This window comes from Sorangium sp. So ce362, from assembly GCF_051519845.1.
Classification (GTDB): Bacteria; Myxococcota_A; Polyangia; order Polyangiales; family Polyangiaceae; genus Sorangium.
Genome location: NZ_CP150332.1, coordinates 869,834 through 887,517 on the forward strand (window position 1 = coordinate 869,834; position 17,684 = coordinate 887,517).

The 17,684-nt window shown below is 67.9% G+C and carries 23 protein-coding genes; 7 read left to right on the forward strand and 16 right to left on the reverse strand.

Annotation, left to right across the window (positions count from 1 at the left end; all coding sequences use genetic code 11):
* The first annotated feature begins 1 nt into the window (after position 1).
* Entirely contained in the window at positions 2-592 is a 591-nt protein-coding gene (locus WMF17_RS03425) for a Uma2 family endonuclease (protein ID WP_437648076.1), read from the forward strand.
* Positions 593-669: 77 nt separating this feature from the next.
* Here the strand turns inward: WMF17_RS03425 and WMF17_RS03430 are convergent, their stop codons facing one another.
* From WMF17_RS03430 to WMF17_RS03450, 5 genes are all read right to left on the reverse strand, one after another.
* Positions 670-1,032, reverse strand: coding sequence for a hypothetical protein (locus WMF17_RS03430; RefSeq protein ID WP_437648078.1), 363 nt, complete (start codon positions 1,030-1,032; stop codon positions 670-672).
* Positions 1,033-1,568: 536 nt separating this feature from the next.
* Complete coding sequence (locus WMF17_RS03435) at positions 1,569-3,098, reverse strand: IS1380 family transposase (protein ID WP_437651278.1); 1,530 nt, start codon at positions 3,096-3,098, stop codon at positions 1,569-1,571.
* 122 nt (positions 3,099-3,220) lie between these two features.
* Positions 3,221-4,324, reverse strand: a complete 1,104-nt coding sequence (locus tag WMF17_RS03440) for an ImmA/IrrE family metallo-endopeptidase (RefSeq protein WP_437648080.1) — start codon at positions 4,322-4,324, stop codon at positions 3,221-3,223.
* The gene (locus tag WMF17_RS03445; protein ID WP_437648081.1) at positions 4,287-4,985 is read right to left on the reverse strand and encodes a hypothetical protein; all 699 of its coding nucleotides are present in this window, start codon (positions 4,983-4,985) and stop codon (positions 4,287-4,289) included. The genes WMF17_RS03440 and WMF17_RS03445 overlap by 38 nt, the downstream gene beginning before the upstream one ends.
* A 109-nt stretch (positions 4,986-5,094) precedes the next feature.
* A complete protein-coding gene (locus WMF17_RS03450) occupies positions 5,095-5,235 on the reverse strand; it encodes a hypothetical protein (RefSeq protein WP_437648083.1) in 141 nt (46 codons plus the stop codon).
* Between the two features lie 83 nt (positions 5,236-5,318).
* Between WMF17_RS03450 and WMF17_RS03455 the strand changes: the two genes are divergently transcribed.
* Both WMF17_RS03455 and WMF17_RS03460 read left to right on the forward strand, forming a co-directional pair.
* On the forward strand, positions 5,319-5,855 hold the full coding sequence (locus tag WMF17_RS03455; RefSeq protein WP_437648085.1) for a hypothetical protein: 537 nt from the start codon (positions 5,319-5,321) through the stop codon (positions 5,853-5,855).
* Between the two features lie 8 nt (positions 5,856-5,863).
* On the forward strand, positions 5,864-6,175 hold the full coding sequence (locus tag WMF17_RS03460) for a hypothetical protein (RefSeq protein ID WP_437648087.1): 312 nt from the start codon (positions 5,864-5,866) through the stop codon (positions 6,173-6,175).
* A 428-nt stretch (positions 6,176-6,603) separates the two neighbouring features.
* Here WMF17_RS03460 and WMF17_RS03465 read toward each other — a convergent pair whose 3' ends face one another.
* Entirely contained in the window at positions 6,604-7,053 is a 450-nt protein-coding gene (locus tag WMF17_RS03465; protein ID WP_437648088.1) for a hypothetical protein, read from the reverse strand.
* Between the two features lie 118 nt (positions 7,054-7,171).
* Positions 7,172-7,573 (reverse strand): hypothetical protein, encoded by a 402-nt coding sequence (locus WMF17_RS03470; RefSeq protein ID WP_437648089.1) that lies wholly within the window; start codon positions 7,571-7,573, stop codon positions 7,172-7,174.
* A 21-nt stretch (positions 7,574-7,594) separates the two neighbouring features.
* Here WMF17_RS03470 and WMF17_RS03475 point away from each other — a divergent pair, with 21 nt between their 5' ends.
* Positions 7,595-7,912 carry a hypothetical protein gene (locus tag WMF17_RS03475; protein WP_437648091.1) on the forward strand — a complete coding sequence of 106 codons (318 nt, stop codon included), beginning with the start codon at positions 7,595-7,597 and terminating at the stop codon, positions 7,910-7,912.
* A 214-nt stretch (positions 7,913-8,126) separates the two neighbouring features.
* On the opposite strand, the gene WMF17_RS03480 is transcribed toward WMF17_RS03475, so the two are convergent.
* The 5 genes from WMF17_RS03480 to WMF17_RS03500 all read right to left on the reverse strand — a co-directional run bounded on the left by WMF17_RS03480 (position 8,127) and on the right by WMF17_RS03500 (position 10,985).
* Positions 8,127-8,375 (reverse strand): hypothetical protein, encoded by a 249-nt coding sequence (locus WMF17_RS03480; protein WP_437648092.1) that lies wholly within the window; start codon positions 8,373-8,375, stop codon positions 8,127-8,129.
* On the reverse strand, positions 8,372-8,938 hold the full coding sequence (locus tag WMF17_RS03485) for an RNA polymerase sigma factor (RefSeq protein ID WP_437648094.1): 567 nt from the start codon (positions 8,936-8,938) through the stop codon (positions 8,372-8,374). Before WMF17_RS03485 ends, WMF17_RS03480 begins: the two co-directional genes overlap by 4 nt.
* Positions 8,935-9,093, reverse strand: coding sequence for a hypothetical protein (locus WMF17_RS03490; RefSeq protein ID WP_437648096.1), 159 nt, complete (start codon positions 9,091-9,093; stop codon positions 8,935-8,937). Before WMF17_RS03490 ends, WMF17_RS03485 begins: the two co-directional genes overlap by 4 nt.
* 298 nt (positions 9,094-9,391) lie before the next feature.
* Positions 9,392-9,622 carry a hypothetical protein gene (locus WMF17_RS03495; protein WP_437648097.1) on the reverse strand — a complete coding sequence of 77 codons (231 nt, stop codon included), beginning with the start codon at positions 9,620-9,622 and terminating at the stop codon, positions 9,392-9,394.
* A 184-nt stretch (positions 9,623-9,806) separates the two neighbouring features.
* The gene (locus tag WMF17_RS03500; RefSeq protein WP_437648099.1) at positions 9,807-10,985 is read right to left on the reverse strand and encodes a sigma-70 family RNA polymerase sigma factor; all 1,179 of its coding nucleotides are present in this window, start codon (positions 10,983-10,985) and stop codon (positions 9,807-9,809) included.
* 320 nt (positions 10,986-11,305) lie between these two features.
* On the opposite strand from WMF17_RS03500, the gene WMF17_RS03505 reads away from it, so the two are divergent.
* Genes WMF17_RS03505 through WMF17_RS03515 form a run of 3 tightly spaced genes read left to right on the forward strand, consistent with a single transcriptional unit; the run spans position 11,306 to position 14,573 of the window.
* Positions 11,306-12,397, forward strand: coding sequence for a hypothetical protein (locus WMF17_RS03505; RefSeq protein WP_437648101.1), 1,092 nt, complete (start codon positions 11,306-11,308; stop codon positions 12,395-12,397).
* 26 nt (positions 12,398-12,423) lie between these two features.
* The gene (locus WMF17_RS03510; protein WP_437648103.1) at positions 12,424-13,515 is read left to right on the forward strand and encodes a hypothetical protein; all 1,092 of its coding nucleotides are present in this window, start codon (positions 12,424-12,426) and stop codon (positions 13,513-13,515) included.
* Positions 13,512-14,573, forward strand: a complete 1,062-nt coding sequence (locus WMF17_RS03515) for a hypothetical protein (RefSeq protein ID WP_437648105.1) — start codon at positions 13,512-13,514, stop codon at positions 14,571-14,573. The genes WMF17_RS03510 and WMF17_RS03515 overlap by 4 nt, the downstream gene beginning before the upstream one ends.
* A gap of 79 nt (positions 14,574-14,652) precedes the next feature.
* On the opposite strand, the gene WMF17_RS03520 is transcribed toward WMF17_RS03515, so the two are convergent.
* The 4 genes from WMF17_RS03520 to WMF17_RS03535 form a co-directional block, all read right to left on the reverse strand.
* Positions 14,653-15,663, reverse strand: a complete 1,011-nt coding sequence (locus WMF17_RS03520) for a hypothetical protein (RefSeq protein ID WP_437648106.1) — start codon at positions 15,661-15,663, stop codon at positions 14,653-14,655.
* Positions 15,664-16,014: 351 nt separating this feature from the next.
* A complete protein-coding gene (locus tag WMF17_RS03525) occupies positions 16,015-16,554 on the reverse strand; it encodes a hypothetical protein (RefSeq protein WP_437648108.1) in 540 nt (179 codons plus the stop codon).
* A complete protein-coding gene (locus WMF17_RS03530) occupies positions 16,551-16,880 on the reverse strand; it encodes a hypothetical protein (protein WP_437648109.1) in 330 nt (109 codons plus the stop codon). The genes WMF17_RS03525 and WMF17_RS03530 overlap by 4 nt, the downstream gene beginning before the upstream one ends.
* A 283-nt stretch (positions 16,881-17,163) precedes the next feature.
* A complete protein-coding gene (locus tag WMF17_RS03535) occupies positions 17,164-17,409 on the reverse strand; it encodes a 3'-5' exonuclease (RefSeq protein WP_437648111.1) in 246 nt (81 codons plus the stop codon).
* Positions 17,410-17,684: the final 275 nt, after the last annotated feature.

Below are 17,684 nucleotides of genomic sequence, written 5' to 3' on the forward strand. Positions count from 1 at the left end.
CATGGGCCAGCCTGCCGAGAAGACCTGCCGCGCCACCTACGCCGACCTCGAGGCCGTCCCGCCGAACAAGGTGGCGCAGCTCATCGGAGGCGTGCTGCACGTCATGCCCCGGCCGGCGCCGCGACATGCGAACGCGAGCTCGGTCCTGGGTATCGAGATCGGCGGCCCGTTCCAGCGTGGCCGGGGCGGACCGGGCGGCTGGTGGATCCTCGACGAGCCCGAGTTGCGCTTCCCTGACCCGGCCGCGCCGGGTGAGGTGGATGCGGTCGTGCCGGACATTGCCGGCTGGCGGCGCGAGAGGATGCCCGAGCTGCCGCAGACGGCCTACTTTCCCCTCGCCCCGGATTGGATCTGCGAGGTCTTGAGCCCGTCGACGGAGCGGGTCGATCGTGAGGAGAAGATGCCCGTGTACGCGCGCGAAGGCGTGCGGCACGTCTGGCTCGTCGATCCTGTCGAGCGCACGCTCGAGGCCTTCTCGCTGGTTCCAGGTCGGGGGTGGGAGCGCGGTCCGGTCCACCGCGACGCCGCGCGCGTCCGTCTCGTGCCCTTCGAAGCCATCGAGCTCGACCTCTCCGTGCTCTGGGCGACGTAGCCCGTCGATCGCGGTGGCCTCCACAGCTCCAGCGCGCGCCCGGACCGCGCTCGGAAGCCTACGCGCGGAATGGTGGGTCAACGCGCCGGGGAGCAGTGCAAGGTCCTGATCTCATCGGAGGACGTGGAGTCCTCTGAGCTCGCGCCGGGAGACCTGGTGAGCTTCTGCTGCGTGACGCCAGGGAGCTCCCCGCGTCCCTCGGCGCGGAGCTGTGCGCAGAGGTCGGCCGCGAGGCGTGCGGGGTCCACGATCGGCCCGGCGACGTCGCGCGCCCAGAACATCATGATCGAGCCCGCGAGCGTGTCGCGGCCCTCGGCGCGGAGCTTGGTGACGAGCGCACAGGCCAGGACGTCCGCGGGGTACTCGTCGATTCGCGCATCCGCTCGATGAGCTCGCTCCCCGGAGCGCCTGCGGAAGGCTGTTCGCCAAGAGCAGGTCATGCGCCTCATCAAGAGTCAGCGGCTGCTGGTACGACCGGTCCGAGAGCGCGAACGCCAAGGTGAAGAGATCAGCGCCGGAGAGCAGCCCGCCACCCGCTGCCGCAGCTAGCAGCCAGCTCACGTCACTCGCGGAGATGGCCGTAATGGGCGTCGGGGAGGCCTGCATGCCTCGGCCGCGTGTATCCTGCCGGCTCGGGGATGTCGAGGTGCCATGAGCGCGCGATCGGCGGAAAAGGAGACGATTGTTTTTGGAAATCTGACTTCGCTGATCGCAATGTGTCGCCACCGGCTGGCGTCCTGGTCGACAAACTGTGGCAGAACTTCAGGCGGGCGAAACTAGGCCTCAAACAAGCGCTTGGCGACCCTCGAAATGGGCCGAACCGCCGTCTCGAATCGCCGAGCGGATCCGTCCTGCCGGAGAGCCGGGATTCGGTGATCGTCGCTGCGGCTGGTCAAGGATCCCTCGTTTCGTGGTTCGAGGTTGTGGGTTCGCGGTCGGGCTGCCCGTGCCTCAGTGCGTCGGGCAGCCCCGGCCGTCAGAGCGCATCAAGGAAGCGGAAGAAGATGGGCAGCTCGGGACGCCAGGCAAGGAGCCGATAGACGAGAGTTCGACCGGTATGGAGGATCTGCGCCGGAACGAGAATGAAACGCTGCACGAAGGAGCGGAATTCCATGCGCAGAACGCGCTCTCGATCGGCTTGGTGTGCTTCGTGCCATCGCGGCGCCGTGGGCATGAGCAAAGAGAACCAAGCCTTGAGCGACCACGCGAGCGACGCGATCACCATATAGGCCCAGTTCGACTCGAGCGTGTTCAGCGGGGCGCGCAACGCCGGGACGCCGCTCTTCAATTGCGCGAGCAGATTTTCCTGGTTGCAGCGGCAGTTGGCCTCGCGGACGACCTGCTCGCACGTCATCTCGCGATCGTTGGTCACGTAGAAAAAGTAGCGGAAGGTCTGTCCCAGGTACCGCTGGCCCCTTTCCTCAACGATCGTCTTGCGAAGCACGACGAAGCGGTACGATCGCGCCGCCTTGGTGGGTCGATGCTCGAATTCCGCCAACTCCTCACGCTCGAGGCGCATATTACGATACTCGCGCTCACGGACGATCTGCTCCTTGATGCGTGGTTGCTTCGCGCGCCGCTTGCTCTCCTCGAAGAGGGTGTCGGCCTTGCGAACGAGCTCTTGATAATCGCTCACATCGTCACCTTCAGCGCGTGCCACCATCGGCTTGTAGGCATCGTACCCGAACACGAAGCGTACGCCGTCGTCGTGCCAACGGTCGAAGTACGCGGCCTGCGAGAAGGCCGTGTCGCCGCGCAGCAGGATGTCCGTCCAGCCGGCGCGACGGCAGAGCGTGATCGCGCGCGCGAAGAGTTCGGGCGCTCTCTCTTCGGAAGGTCGGTTCCCGCTGCGGTTGACGACGAACAGCGGCTCCCCGGTGTTCGCCAGCGAGACCACAAGCGGGTGGTAGCCCCATATTCCGTTGTACGCGATGTCCATGCCCTGCTTGCACTCACCGCTGGTGGCGACGAGCGAGCCGTCCGCGTCGATTCGCGCCGTCTGCTCGAAGAACGCCTGCGACTGCCTCTGCCAGACGCCGACGCGCACGTCGTTCACGACGTCCATCAGGCCCTGGATCTGCTCGGCCCCGAAGCGCCTGCAGAAGTCGCCCGCAGTGGTGGGATCCGGGATCGTACGCGCACCGAGCGCATCGAGGAACGCCCTGTCGTTGCGGCGCACCTCGATGTCATCGAGCACCGCTCCGCCGCACAGGAAATTATAGGCAATGTTGAGAACATGGTCGGCCTCGCTGTACGGGCGCCGGCGCTTCAAGATCGGCAGCCTCGTGTCGAGCGCGGTCACCAGCCCGACCTTCCAGGCCAGTTGATGAATGGCCCCGAGCCCGCCACAGGGGATGGCGTGAACCCGGTCGGACGCCTCGTAACGAATCGTGCGTGCAGCGAACTCGGGACCCGTTCCACGCGGCTCGCGTCCGCCCTCGACGGGCTTCAGTCGGCGCGCGATCTTTCTCGCTTCACTTTCGGCCCAATTTCGTCGATCCTTCACCTGAAAAGCCTCCGGGTGTTTTGTGTCAAGCTTCAGCAACTCGACGAACACCCGGGCTTTTCATTTTGATCCCGCTACGAAGCGATTTCGACGCGCTTGATCGAGGATTAGTCCACCGACCCCTATTCCACCAGTTTCAGGTGTGCGCCCGGTATAGGATTGAACGTGGCCAAATCGTCGGCGAACCTGTCAGTGATCTGCGCGAAATTGTCCGCCGAATAGCCAAGCTCCTCCATGTGAACTTCAATCAGCGATCTCAGCGTCGATGGGGTTTCTCGTGGAATGTCCAACTCCGGAGGCTCGCGCTTCCTGTATCCAGCCTTGGAGATCTGGATCCACATGTACCGCGCCGCGCCGTCGGATATAGCTTGTACGTCTTGTGCTCGCTTGAGAAGGAACTGCATTGACACCTTCCAAAACGGCTTCATCCCGGCCAACGTCTTAAGCGTAGCGCTGCGAAGAAATGGCTTTATTTCATCGGCTGGCGCAAGAAACTCGGCGGCGAAGCGGTTTGCTTCGTCCTCCATTTCCGGGGTCACTTCTTGGTGCATGACGAGGTGGCCGAGTTCGTGCGCCAAATTCATGCGCATGCGGTCTCCTGGCGCATTGGCGTTCAGAAAGATCATCGGCGGCCGCCTCGGGATCCACCAACTCACCGCGTCAACCAAGTCGGTACCAAAGTCTAGATGAACGACCACTCCGCCGGCGTCTTCAATCACCTCGGTCAGGTCTCGAATAGGTCCTTTTGGAACCTGCAACTCCGATCTGACTGCGCGCGCAACCTCTGCCGGGCTATTGTCAAAGTCCTCTATCGAGTGCTGGCGAATGCGAATTTCAGGATATTCAGCAGAGCGCAAAAGACGCTCGATGAACATGATTTGCATATTGATGTTGGCGTGAATTTGCGCCAACACACGAACCGGAACCGTGCTTCGCTTGCGATGGTAGAACTCGCTCGCGCTCGGACCGTAGATACGATCCCGCAGAGTGAAAAACGACTCCGGGAAGTGCAGTACCTTGGCGATATCTCGTACGGTGTCCGTGCCAGGCTCTCGGAGCCCCGCCTCAATCTTGGAGAGAAGTCCTTGTGACGCACCAATCGCGTGCGCCAGATCGCCCTGTGACATCCCGCGCGCTTCGCGCGCCAACACGATCATTGCGGGGTTGATGTCGTGCGCGCGCGGACCGCTAGCTCTTGTCTCCCGCTGCCGCATCGCTTCGACCATCCTTCTCCTGAGAAGCGTTCTTCTTGATTCGAATGCCAGCGCGGCGCTTCTGCGGCGCGGCCTCTTGATCGTTGGCGGGGACGGACGATTGGTGCTCGTCCGCGAAGTTCGTGATCTCCCACGTCCACGCGTTCTTCTCGCCGTTCGGCATTGTGATGTAGACTCGTGAGTCTGTAAGTGTGCCGACGCTGGCCTTCGGTGGCATGTAACCGATCACCAGATTCCACATCTCCATCCCAGGCAGTTGCAACTGCCCCTTGAACTCAAGCACCGCCTGAGTCGGAATGTTCTGGCTGAAGAACTTTCCGGTGAGCTTTTTCATTCTCACGCGGTACTTCGAGCGTATGACGAGCTCGTGTGTGTTCTTCACCTTCTTGACGGCAACCTCGTCATCGTCTCCGAACTCGCTGGTGAATTGCTTCACGATGAGGTCGTGGATGATTGAGGACTGCGTGCGCGGCGTGAGGTAGTGGCGATGCTCGTTGTGATTCGACAGAAACTCCTCGATCGCGGCTCGCATGGCCCGGTCCATGCGCCAGGCGAGGTGGGCCAGGTCGGCCTCAACCTTGGCGGACGTGGGTAAATGTGTCTTCAGGTGCGAGTCAGGATCTAAAAGCATCGGCGTGCTGATGAGATTGACTGGAGCAACGTACAAACGCAAGACAAATTATTCCAAAATTTTGCATCTGCGTGTTATTGCTGTTATTTTTGTTCGATCGCTCTGGGTTGCTGACGCCCCCATCTTGTCGGGTCTGATGGGGGGCGGCGCCCTACTCGCCGTCCGCCATCAGCGCCATCGCTGCGATCTCGCGCAGGACGGCGCTCGGGGCGCGCCCTTCGTTCTTGGCGATGGTCGCGATGGCCTCGGCCAACGGGACGAGCTCGACGACGTCACCCTGCCCTGAGCTCACGCGCGCGCTGGTTCATGCGGCCCTGGCATGCCGCTGGCAACAAAGTCCCGCGCGCGACGGAATGTGTCGCGTGGAGGTGGTACATGCACACCAGGATCGGCCTGACCCTGGTCGCGCTCATCGGAGCGCCGGCCTGTGGAACAGCAGACGAACCGAACGCGACGGGAGAGGAGGGCGGCGCGGAGGGGGCCGGCCTTCCGCCGCACCACTTCGAGCTGAGCATCAACCCGGAGGAGCCCGCGATCCCGCAGATCCTCGATGCCGGACGTCCCGAGCTCGCCGCGGCGTGCGCCGACCGCCCCGGCGCGGCGATCCGCATCTTCGACCCGCTCGACCCGGGCGCCTTCGCGGATGTGCCGTGCGCGGCGATGGTCAGCTACGACGCCGCGGCCCAGGAGGGGAGCGCCGTGCCCGTCTCTGAGGGCGACGAGCCGATCGGGGCGGCCCAGCAGCGGTGGAGCCCCCTCGGGCTTGGCTGTTCCATCTTCGTGTTCGCGGCGGCGACCGTTGCGGGCTCCGCGATCTGCCCGCGTGCCGCGGATCCACGGGACGCGAAGCGGTGCGGTCACTACACCAACGTCTCCTTCGGCGTCCTCGGGGCGGCGTGCGCCTTCTTGTGAGGGTGCCCATGGACCGAACCCTGCGCACCATCGGAATCCTCGCCTCGGGCGTCGCACTCGTCGCGGCGGCGGTGTTCGACGCCCCCGAGCCACGTGCAGCCCTCTCGCCGATGGGCTGGCTGCACTTCGGGCTCCCGATCTACTTGTACGTGTTCTCGCAATGCTGGATAGACGAGGGCCGAGCCCGTGAGCGGAGCGCGCGCAGGCTCAGAGGCGACGACCTGCCGCGCCCTCCGAGTCACGACGCGGCGAGCTCGCCGGCCCACGAGGCGCCGGACGGCGCGCGCACGGGGGATCGCCCGCACACCCCAGAGCCGTAGGCGGCAGCGCTGCGGCCGGACGAGCCGCAGCGCCACGATGTCGAGCAGCCGACCCGTCACCCGCACCTCGACGGCGACCTCCTCGCGGACCGGCAGGCGAGCGCCGGCGAGCCGAAGGCGGGGCCGGCGAGCCGAAGGCGTGGCCGGTGCCGGATCGGCGCCGAGGCGATGAGCCCCCGCCCGCGCCGGGGCCGCGCAGAATGGTGCAGCTCTCGCTGTTTGAATAGGCGCTGGCCGTTCGCTTTGCGACTTGACGCCGTCCCCGACTCTGTCACCACAAGGGGGTGGACGGCGTCCGATCCACGCCGCCCGAGGGACCCAAGCCGGCCGCCGCATGCGCCGGGCTGCGCAAGATGGCGCAGCTATCTCTGTTCGCGGATGAGGATTGAATAATGAAAACTGATGATGTGCCGCCCGTTAAACTAGGCTCACTTGTTGGCGCCATCCTTCGGATCGGCGACGTCGTTGTCGCCAGAGCCGCCGCGGATGAGTCTGAGTACTGGCGTCGTCTTCCCAGCAACGGAGAAGATACCAATGCGGTGCATACTCAGGAACCAGATGTTCCCGCATGCTGAGCATTCGAAAACGGCGCACGGCATGACTCCTGGATTGGTCTGCACGGGGCCACCGAACCCGCCTTTTATCTCCACTGGCGGTCCACCTGGTGTGGGCGCTGTAGCAAACTCATGTAGCGGGCTTCCGGCCGGGGTGCTGAGCCTGTAGGCAAAGTCGTCATCCACGTTCATCCAGTGGACGCCTACGAGATTGCGTTGAGCTCGTCCACCGCAAAACGAGCATGGCGGAAGCGTTGTCGAATCAAACCTGGCTTTGATGATTTCCAGCAGCTGCGAGTGCGCGATCTTGAAGTCAACATCCATGACCAACCTCGGACCCGCCCATGCGCTACAGGTCGCGCATGGGCTTGCTAAAGAACAAACAATGATTCCGGACGCTACGCGGTTCGACGCCGTTCGAGCCGGCCGGCTGGGGATCGCGCTACGTGGGAAGCCGCGCCGCTGCCGCCGTCAGTTCGATTACGTCCGCGTGCTTGAGTACCTCTTCCCGTGGTCCAGCCGGGAGACTGCTAGCGGCGGCGCGCAGTTCGGCCAAGATAGGCGCAAATGGGCGCGGCGACTGCTGTTCCAGTGCGCTCTCCGCCTTGGCGATACCGAGCGGCGAAAGCTCTAGTGTGCTCTCGGCTATATCGTCGATATCATGCTGCTTCGCCAGGTACTCGCGAGCATCTTGAGCTTCATCCTCAGGGATGCCGAGCTCTTCGGCGAGCTCATAAAAACGGCGTGCCGATATCTCGGTCTCGGCAGTGCTTTCGTATTCTCTGTATAGAGAGAGAAGCAGACGAGAGGCATTCGATTTCACTGTCACAAGCTTCGTACCCATAACGAATCTCCGAGGTGCTGTGTGGACAATCAAGATGTTCTGACCGTTGCACGTGGCGAATTTCTGACCTCTCGTTGCGCGCTTGCGATGTCGCTGCCACGCGGCAGGGATGCGACCATCGCCCAGGCGACGGCCGAAGTGGCGAGCGCGAGGCAAGTGCTGGCAAACAAGCTCTGTCGACTGCGATACCTGCTGGGGATGGATGATCTGGCTTCGGACAAGGATTCTACCGCCAGTGAGGGGCCGTGCGAGAGCCGCCCCTTGACAGCGGGATCGCAATCAGGCACGGTTTACGAAGTGCGCGAAAGCGTTCCGCCGATCGAGGGGTCGGCGACCTGAGAGGCCCGAGCGTCGCGAGTGGGCCTCTCACTTATGTGTGTAGGACAGCGTCGCGTGGGCGATGCGTCAAGCAAGATTCTGCTCGTCCGTTCAGAATTGACAGGCCGCGATCGTGGAAATTCTGGAGTGTGTGGCGAGTGAGCCGCGGCGCCTCGGCCTCTCACCCACGCCGGCGGAGCTTGCGAGCGAGGCGGCCCGCGCGAGCCGCAGGCGACTACCGGTCGTGCCGCACGAAGAGCCGGTCGATGCTGTCTAGCGTCTGAATGGCGCCGAGTGCCTGCTGTGCCGCGGCGCGCTCGGACTTGGTTCTAGCCTCGATGAGGGCGTCGAGCACGGCGGCCCAGAGGCGGCTGCGGTTCCATGGGCGCACGCCGGGGAAGTCGAGCAGCGCAGGGACCTCGCTGGCGATGAGGGAGAGGTCCTCATCGGTCAGGACGCGCTTCTTGAAGTCGGGGCTGCTCATCGGCGCCACCGCCGGATCTTGAGTGCCAGCGCTTCCCGGGCGATGCGCAAGCGGCTGGCCGCCGTGCCCGGGCTCATCCCGCGCCGCTTGGCGTACGCCACGAGCGACTCCGGGTCATCCACGGAGAGGAGCGCCTCGACCTGCCAGGGCGGCAGGCTAGCGAGCGCTTCCAGCACCTCGCGCGCCTGGAGCTGCGCCTCCAGGCTCACGCCGACGGGCTCGCGGAGCCTGCCGAGGGGTTGCGCATGAAGAACCGCGCGCCGCACCCATGCGCTGTTGATGTAGTGCCCGGCCTTGCGCCAGCTGATGCCATAGAGCCACCGGCGCAGCGCCGTTCGCGGTTCGACCGCGGGGTCCGGACGGTACATGCCGCGACGCACGGAGTTCCACGCGCCCATGAGCACCTGCTGCTCGACGTCGGCTCGATCGCGCGACGGGACGCCGCTGGCGATGAGCACGGCGAGGATGACGCCGCGCTCTGCAAGGATCGCCGTCATCGTCGGGCGCTGGCTTCGATGTCGTGCGGCAGGCGGGCTCTGCGCCCCCTTCCGCGGGCGCTTCACCCGGATCTCCCGCCGTTTGGGCAGCGGTCAGCCGCGACGAGCCCGCCGAGGAGCTGCTCAACGGTGACGCCCGCGGCTTTCGCCGCACGCTGCGCGGTCCCGGGCGAGCCGCTGTCGCGGCCGTACGCGATGCCTTTGAGGCTGGCGACCGCCATGCCCATGACCTCGGCAAGGCATGCCCACGTTCCGTACGCCTTGCGAAGGTTGCGCAGCGCGGCACGCAGCCGCTTGCGCTGGGTTGGGGTGAGGGAGAGACACGGGCGGGGACGGTTGCGCTTTGACGCACCGCTCCCTTGCCCACCGTCAGGGGGGATCAAGTACAGTTGCACTGTCGGGACCTCGCGCTGTGAGGTTTCGGCCACGACCCCCGGAGCGTTGGCGCGCTCGCGGGGGTCACTTGCGCCGAACTTAGCCCGTCACGCGAGGGCCGGAGTCAAACGAGGCCAGTCTTCTTCAAGGAAGGCCACCACCCATCCACGCAGCCAGGATCACTGCTTGCACCACATCCTCACGGTCGCGGGGCGATACGCCGCCGGCGCGCACGAGCGCGGCGATCCAGCGGCGCTCGGCGACGATGCGCTCCACGGGAATGCGGATCGCCGGGTGCTTCGCGGCCGATGGAAGGCGGCGCCGGGGCGCGCCGCGCTCGTGGACAGCGGTTGTCGTGCGGCGTCGAGTCTGCATACCGGACCTCGGCAAGAGGTGTCTGTCGAGAAGCCCTCAACACCATCGCGCGCCCGTGACGGCCGCGCGCCGGCCGCGCGCGCAGGCCGACATCGCAGCTCGCCGGCCGAGCCGGCCCACGTCGAGCACCTCGGGCGCCGATGCTCGTGATTCCTCGTCGTGGAGGCGCTTTTCTTCGGCGAATTCAGCGAACGCGCGTCGCGGGCGTCGAGAGAGCCAGGGACCCATTGCGGCCGGGCGCGGGCGCGGCGCCCGGCAGGTCGCGGCGCTGCTCCAGCAGCGCACGTGCCAGCGCTTCCTTCCCGATGGCGCGCGCGGCGGCGGCCATCCTCAGGCGCTCCTGCTCATCGCCCTGCGCGATGGGCCAGCGCTGCGCCGGGCGGGACATGCCTCGAGGACGAAGAGCCGCGCTGCCCTGGTCGTGCGAGGCCACCGTCGCTCCTGGTGAAGGATGTTTGTTGCTCGCGGCTGAGTACGAGAGCTCGCTCGCTCCCCCCGCCGGCGCCGCGGTCGACGAGGCGCGAGCACGCGCCGTGAGAGAAGCGCCCGGCGGCGCCGCGCCTCCGGGAACGAGAAGGCCGCTGTGCCCGGCCAGCATGAGCCCTGCTGTCAGGACGACGCCCAAGGCGCTCACCGCGAGCGAGGCGCCGCCGTGAGCGGCTGTTCGCAGGCGCGGTGCCCTTGCGCCGGACACCGCCTCACGGAGCGCGCGCCGCACGCGGTGAGCCAGGCGCTGCCACGATACGGAGAGGCGGGGACGCTCCCCCGCGCCACCGGCCGCGCGGATCGGCAGCAGGGCGGCGAGGCGGCGGCGATGGCGCGCCTGCCAGCGGCGGGCCGCCGCCTTGAGCTCCTCGCGCCCGTGGCGGACTCGGCTCTTCGCGGTGGTGGGGGGGATCGAGAGCAGCTCCGCGACATGCCCGATGCCCGCCTCGCCGAGCTCGTGGGCAATCAGCGCCTCGCGCCGCTCCGGCGGCAGCTCGAGGAGCAGCGTCGACAGGAGCTGCCGCCGCTCGTGCTCCATCTGGCGCTCCTCGGAGCTCGGCGCCTCGTCGGCGACCTCCAGCGGCTCGTCCGGCCACGGCGCCTCGCGCCGGCGGTAGGCGCGGCGCCGGTAGTTGGATGCATGGTTGTGGACAATGGCCTTCAGCCAGGCGCGCAGCTCGCCCCGGGCCGGATCGAAGGTGGCCAGGGCCCGCGAGATGCTGTGCAGCACCTCCTGCAGCACATCCTCCCTGTCGGCCTCCGGGATCCTCGCCGATGCCACGCAGCCGCGCAGGTAGCGGAGGTGCTCGCGGACGACGGTCTCCCAGGTGGGCGGCGGCGCTCCCGCGGACGCGCCGCGCGGATCCTTTGCATCCATGCCCGATCCATTATCCGCCGGTTACCCGATGGCGCTCGAAATCGTTCCCGGTCCCTCTCCCGAGCTGCCGGTATTGCGCTCTTGGCGGATCCGGATCCCCGGCAGGCGCTGAACCGGCGTGGCGAGGGGTGAGCGCGCGCCGGGGCCGTGATGCTTTACGCGGACGTCTTCTGATTCGCCATCCTATCTCTCGCTCGTTCGGCGCCTCGACGCGTGCTTGCGGGCGATCTTCGGGCCGACTAGCGTCGCCGCCCATGCGCTTGACGAGGTGCTTGGCGCTTGCGCTGCTGTTGTGCGCTTCAGGCTGGAGCCGCGGTGCGATGGCCGAGGCGCCGCAATCGCCCGGTACGAGGGCGGGCGGAACGGGGGCGGGGGGCTCGCCCTCGGCGGTCTCGCCGTCAGGAGCCTCGCGATCGGCGGCTTCGCCCCCGGGCGTCTCGCCCCCGGACGCCTCGCCCGCAGCGATTGCGGCGACGCTCCGCCGCGCGGAGCAGGAGCGGCGCGCCGGGCGGTGGGAGGAGGCCGCGGCGGCGTATCGAACGGCGTGGGAGTCGACCGGCGACCCTCGCTGGGCCGGGGAGCTCGGGCTGGCGGAGCTCTCGCTGCGCCGCTTCCGGGACGCCGCGGAGCACCTGCGCCGGGCGCTCGAGGCGGGGGATGCGCTCGCGCCGGGCGTCAGGGCAAAGCTCCAGCGAGGGCTCCAGCGGGCCGCGCAGGAGGTCGCCGCGGTCGCGATCGTGGTGGGCGAGCCCGAGGCCGAGGTGTTCATGGACGGCCGGCGCGTCGGCCAGGGGCTCGCCACGTACGTGGTCTATGTCGAGCCCGGCAGCCACGAGGCGCGGGCGACGCTCGGAGGCCACGAGGACGGCGTGGGGCGCTTCGAGGCGCAGCGCGGGGACACGCCGGCGATCGGCCTGGCCCTCAAGGAGAAGCCGCCGGCGCCGCGGCCGGCGGCGGCCCCGCGCGCCGCGGCGGTCGCGCCGGGGCCGGCGGCGCTGCGGCCCGCGGCCGCGGAGGTGGCGATCGGCCCGGCGATCCGGGTCGGGGGGCTCGCGCTCGCGTCGGCGGGCATCGTGGTCGGCGCGGGGTTCGCGCTCGCGTCGGCGGTCAAGGACGGCGAGGCCAGCGCGCTGCGCGACGAGCTGCGCAGCGCGCTCGACGACCGGGCGGATACGGCGTGCAGCCCCAGGCGGCCGGACCTGGATGCGGGGTGCCTCCAGCTCGGGGATGCGGTCGATTCCCGCGACGCCCTGGGCCTGATCGCGCTCGCGAGCTTCGTGGCGAGCGGCGTGGTCGGCGCGGCGGCGCTCTCGTCGTTCTTGTGGGCGCCCTCGCCGGACCACGGCGGTGTCCGCGTGGTCCCGCAGGCGGCGGCGCGCGGCGGCGGCGTCCGGATCGAGGGGGCGTGGTGATGGCCCGGCGTCGAGGAGATGCGGCGATGAGGTGGTGGACGGCGGGGCGGATCCTGGCGGCGCTGGTCGGCCTGGGGGCTGCGGCGGTCGTGATGGCGAGCGGCTGCGGGGCCGTCGACGGCTACGACTGCCACGAGTTCCTGACGTGCGACATCATCAACGAGAACGGCACCAACAACGGCGCCTGCTATGGGACCTGCGTCGAGGTCAATTCCTCTGATTTCGAGGAGCAGCCTTTCATCGTCTGGATGGGCCCCGCTCCGGAGCAGCCGTCCTGCGAGGGGGTCATGCTGGCGGACGGCGGCAGCGCGGGCCTGAGGGAGTACGAGCGGCTCGTCGCCGAGCCGGATCGTGCTGTCCGCTGCGGTCCGTGCGCGTGCACCGAGCCCGCGTGCGTGTTGCCGGTCGGCCTCACCGTGACCACCGGCTGGATGTGCGACGACGGTCCCGGCGAGACGGTGACCCCGTTCCGCGCGCCGCCCGCCTGGGACGGGGCGTGCGTCGCGCCCGGCGCGGTGGCTCCCGAGGCGTTCGGCTCGTTCGAGATCGCTCCGGTCACCACGCGACCCTGCGACGTCGCGCCGGCCCCGGTGCCGCGCGCCGGCGATCTGCCGGGCGGAGGGCAGAGCGCTGTCGTGTGCAGCGGGGGCAGCGAGCCGACGCTGTGCCCGGGCAAAAACACCTTTTGCATGCCCGCCGCGTCGCAGCTCCCGCCGGGATCCCGCCGCTGCGTCGTCTCGAAGATGGAGGGCGACTACGCGATGTGCCCCTCCGACGGCGGCGCCCCCAGCCGTGCGTTCTCGGAGCGGTTCACCTTCTGGAAGGTGAGCGAGGACGAGCGCCGTTGCACGCCGTGTGCGTGCACCGAGATCGCGCCGAGCACGTGCGAGGCGATCGTGTCGACGTTCGAGGACGACGCGTGCGCCCACCTGGTCGCCACTGCCGCGGTCGCCGAGAACGGCGTCTGCCACGCCGCCGAGCCCGGGTCGGCGCTCGGGAGCATGCGGGCGGAATGGCGGGTCAACGTGCCCGGGAGCTGCGTGCCGAGCGGCGGGGAGCTCGCGGGCGAGCTGGCCATTGAGAGGAGGACGCTGTGCTGCATGCCGGAGGAACAATGATGCACGCGAGAGGGAGGACGAGGGCGATAGCGATGGCGGCGGCGCTCCTCTCGCTCGGCGCGGGCGCGGCGCTCGCCGGGGCGTCGTGCATCCGTCTCGACTCGGGCTGCCGCGGGGAGGAGTGCCGGATCACCAATGACCACACGTGCCCCTGGAACTGCTCGCCGGCTGTCTGGGACAGCGCCCTCTTCCCCGACTTCAATACCTTCCTCCCGTACTTCGTCTGGACAGGGAACCCACGTGATGCGCCGGACTGCACGTCGGCCAACGCCTACCATGAGGGAGACTTCTATCGAGATCCGAAGTCCATCGACCGCTGTCTACGCTGCGTCGCCGAGCCGGTGAGGGAAAGCAGGTATCATAGCGTCGAGCTCAGGAAAGGTGCCCAGTGTGTCTCGGGCGAGGACATCGGCGGGACGGTCATCCGCGCGTTCATGGTTCCGGTCGAGTGGGACGGGAGCTGCATCTCCGAGGTGGTGGCCCTGGATCCCGCCGCGCAGGACGCCGACGTCGGCGTAGGACGGAGCTGGGGCAACGGGGGGCCCTCCTGCGTGGCCTCGCTCTCGCGGGCGGACGTGGAGGCCACCTGGGGAAGCCTCGTCCGGGTGTGTCAGCGCTACTGGGAGTATGACGAGGTTTGCTGGAATCTTGCCAGCCAGTGTGTGCCGGATCTGGCGCCGGAGTTCCGTCACTGTCTCAAGTACGACGGTGACGAAGAGCTCCCGGAGTGCCCCCCCTCTCATCCCGAGCTGGTGCAGGCCTACACCGGCGTGAAGGGGTGCTCCGCGTGCGGGGCCGAGGACCCGTTGGACGACGGGAAATGGCGGGAGACGACGGCGACACTCACCTTCTACGCAGACGAGCAGTGTACGCAGCCCCTTCCCACCACAAACATCTACGATAAATGCTTTAACGTGCCACCCGGCTCTCTTCCGCGGAGCGTCACCGCGACGCTGACCGTCGAGAGGGTATCCGCCTGCGAGGCCGTCGGCGGTGAGCAGGAGGGCGAGCTCGCGCCGGAAGGCCTGGTGAGCTTCTGCTGCAAGGCGCCGCGGTGACACGAGCCCCGGGCGCCTGGCGGCGGTTCACCCCCGCGGGTGCGCGAACGATAACGATGCGCCGGTCAGACGGGACAGCTCATCGGCTCGCGCTCAGCAAGGCCTGGATCCCGTCCGCGAGCTCTCCTTGCCGCTGTCTGCGGAGCACCGCGACCAGCGCGGCCGCGAGCGGTCCTGGGGCCACGATCGGCCTGGCGAGCTCGTCGAGCCAGGCCGCCAGGATCTCGCCCGGATCGCGGCCGATGGCGGCGCCGCGGAGCAGCGACGCGAGGGTGTCGGCGAGCTCCCCGCGTCCCTCGGCGCGGAGCTGTGTGCAGAGGTCGGCCGCGAGGCGTGCGGGGTCCACGATCGGCCCGGCGACGTCGCGCGCCCAGAACATCATGATCGACCCCGCGAGCGTGTCGCGGCCCTCGGCGCGGAGCCTGGTGACGAGCGCGCAGGCCAGGACGTCCGCGGGGTAGCTGCCCCCCAGCGTGTCGGCCAGGGCCCGGAGCGCGGCGCCATCGGGCGGGGGCTCGTGCTTTCTGGCGGCCGCTGGCGGCTGGGCCGGTGACGGCGTCTCTGCCTCGCGGCGCTCCCGTTCTTCGTGGGCGTGGATTGCCCTCGCGATGGCATCGGCGAGCTCGTGGTGACCGTCGGCGCAGAGCCGCTCTCGCAACGCCATCCGGAGGTCGAGCGACAGGGAGTTCTCGACAAGGCTCGCGAGCTCGTGACGCCCGTGGGCGCGAAGCGTCGCGGCCTCGTGGCGCCTCGTGGCGATCTTCCCCTGGACCTCGTCGAGCCAGAGCATCGGGTCGGCGTCGACAGGGCCGCCGCCCAGCAACGACACGATCGCGTCCGCGAGCTCTGCTTGTCCGTCGACGCGCAGCTTCCCGACCAGCGCCGTGGCGAAGCGTCCGGCGTCGCAGATCGGCCCGCTGGCCTCGTGGCGCTCGCTCTGCCGGACGAGCCCGGACAACGCTTCGCGCCTGTCGAGGGAGAGCCTCCCCTGCAGCGCCTGGCTCAGGACGTGCGCTGCGTGACTGCGGGCGAGCTCGTCTCCGAGCGCGACGAGCGCCGCGCGCTCGCTGGGTTCAGCGGGCCTTGCCATGAGCTCCTACTTCCAGGCCGCGCCGAGCGCGGGCGCTGCTGTCAAGTGCATCCAGGTGATGGGAAGATCAAATCTCCGATCTTTATTAAAAATGCAATGAAATGAGTGGAAGGCGCGAGCGTCCGGGGCGGGCATCGACGCGATGCTTACGGCGCACCTCGACGAATCATTTCGCGTCTTACGTGGCGAGCTTTCCGAGCCGCTGGAGGCGCTGCCCCGAGGGGCCATCCTCCACGACCCAGGGGGCCGCAGGGTCGTACGCTGTAACACCCCACACCGCCAGCGGCGCTCCTTGAGCGATACCGGTCAGTCCATGCCGCATGATTTTACGGCCTGTACCCGACAGCTTGTCTACTGGATGCGCAACCGTTCGAAGTCGTTGAAGGCCCGCTCGACGAGGTTCATCACCGACCGACCGCCTGGCCGCCGCAACATGGTGAGGTTCGGAAAATCAAAGGTGCACGGAATCAGGATTGTTTCGTCGCGCTCCCACGGGTACTCGGCGTTCTCAGGTGACGCCAATCGATCGGTAGCCGGCGCGAGCTTCTCGATCTCCCGAGCGAGGGCTGTCGCATTCCGCTGGAGAGTCTGTAGAACTGCATCTTGCCCTCGATATTCGTCGCGAATCATCTCGCAGCGAAAAAACTGATTGATGAACTCGACGAACCCGGTGTGATGCCTCACCAGCTCATCCACGTCAGCGGCGGTGTCGCGGATGCGATACGCCTTGGCGATCTTCTCGGTCGCCATTTGAAGGTAGTGCAGCGTGTGACATTGCGGAAAGCTGGGTTTCGTGAGCGCCGAGAGATGCTTGTAGACGTCCCAATCCGACCGCCCTTGAGCCGCGAACGCGACGGCAAAGGCTTGACGCCTCGCCCCGGCGTCCATCACGCTGCCAGCCCGTCGCGCGTAAACCGCTGCGCGCGGTCGAGCCTCCAACCCTTCGGGAGCTTCGAATCGCCCGCCTGAATCGCCTCGAATTCCGTGGGCGTCACTTCGGCGATGACCGTTGGGAACGGAACGTCTTGGGTCGGCGCGAACTCGAACGGCGTGACGCCTCCGGTGGCCACGGTCGCGGCGTTGACCTCCAGCAGCTTGATAGGCTCTGTCGCGCTGGCTTCGTTCTCGGCGACGATGCGATAGACAGCTTGAAGATGCGGCTCGAGCTCAAAGTGTTCCGCGATGAGCTCCCGCGCTACCTGATCCTTCGAGGTCATGCTCGATCATACCCCCCAAGGGTTGTCCCGACAACCGCGACGTGGTCGCGCGGGCGGGCGCGGAGCAAGTGTGCGCCCGAGGCCTCGTCCCTCTCCCAGCGGTGCGCCCCGCTCGGAGTCCGGCCGCAGGCGACCGCGTCCCACGTCACGCGACCGAGCATGTCGTCACGCGACCGAGCATGTCGCCGCACCGGCCGGCCGCTCGTCCAATCTCATGATCGACCCCGCGAGCCGCCCGAGCGCGCGCGTCGACCATACCGCCTGGCCGACGCGAGGCAGCCGACTACCCGCCCGGCGCGACCACCCACCGGCTCGGCGTCCCCGCGTACGTCACCACCAGCCGCTCCCGCGCCCGCGTGCACGCCACGTAGAGCAAGTGCCTCTCTTGCTCCAGAAACGCCTCGCGGTCCGCCTCGTCGACAAGCTCCTTCTGCAGGTACGTGGACGGAACCAGATCGGCGTCGCACCCGACGACGACAACCACCTTGAACTCGAGCCCCTTGGCCCGGTGGATCGTGCCCACCGACATGTCCCCGCCGACGGGGGCAGGATCCGATCCGAGAACCTGCGGATCTGGTCGGTCGTACGGTAGTTGATCCACAGCCGCGTGGAGCCGGCTCGCACGCCGGTGTCCGCAGACGACCAGGCGACCGCCGCCCTGTAGCTCCGCTGGCCCGCGTCGCTGCAGGGGGAAGGTGTGCACCACGGGACGGAGCAGCGGCCGGCCATCCCGGCGCGACGCGGCCCCGAGGGCGAGCCACGCTACGATCTCCCCCTCGGCACCGGCCGGCCGACGCGTCGGCC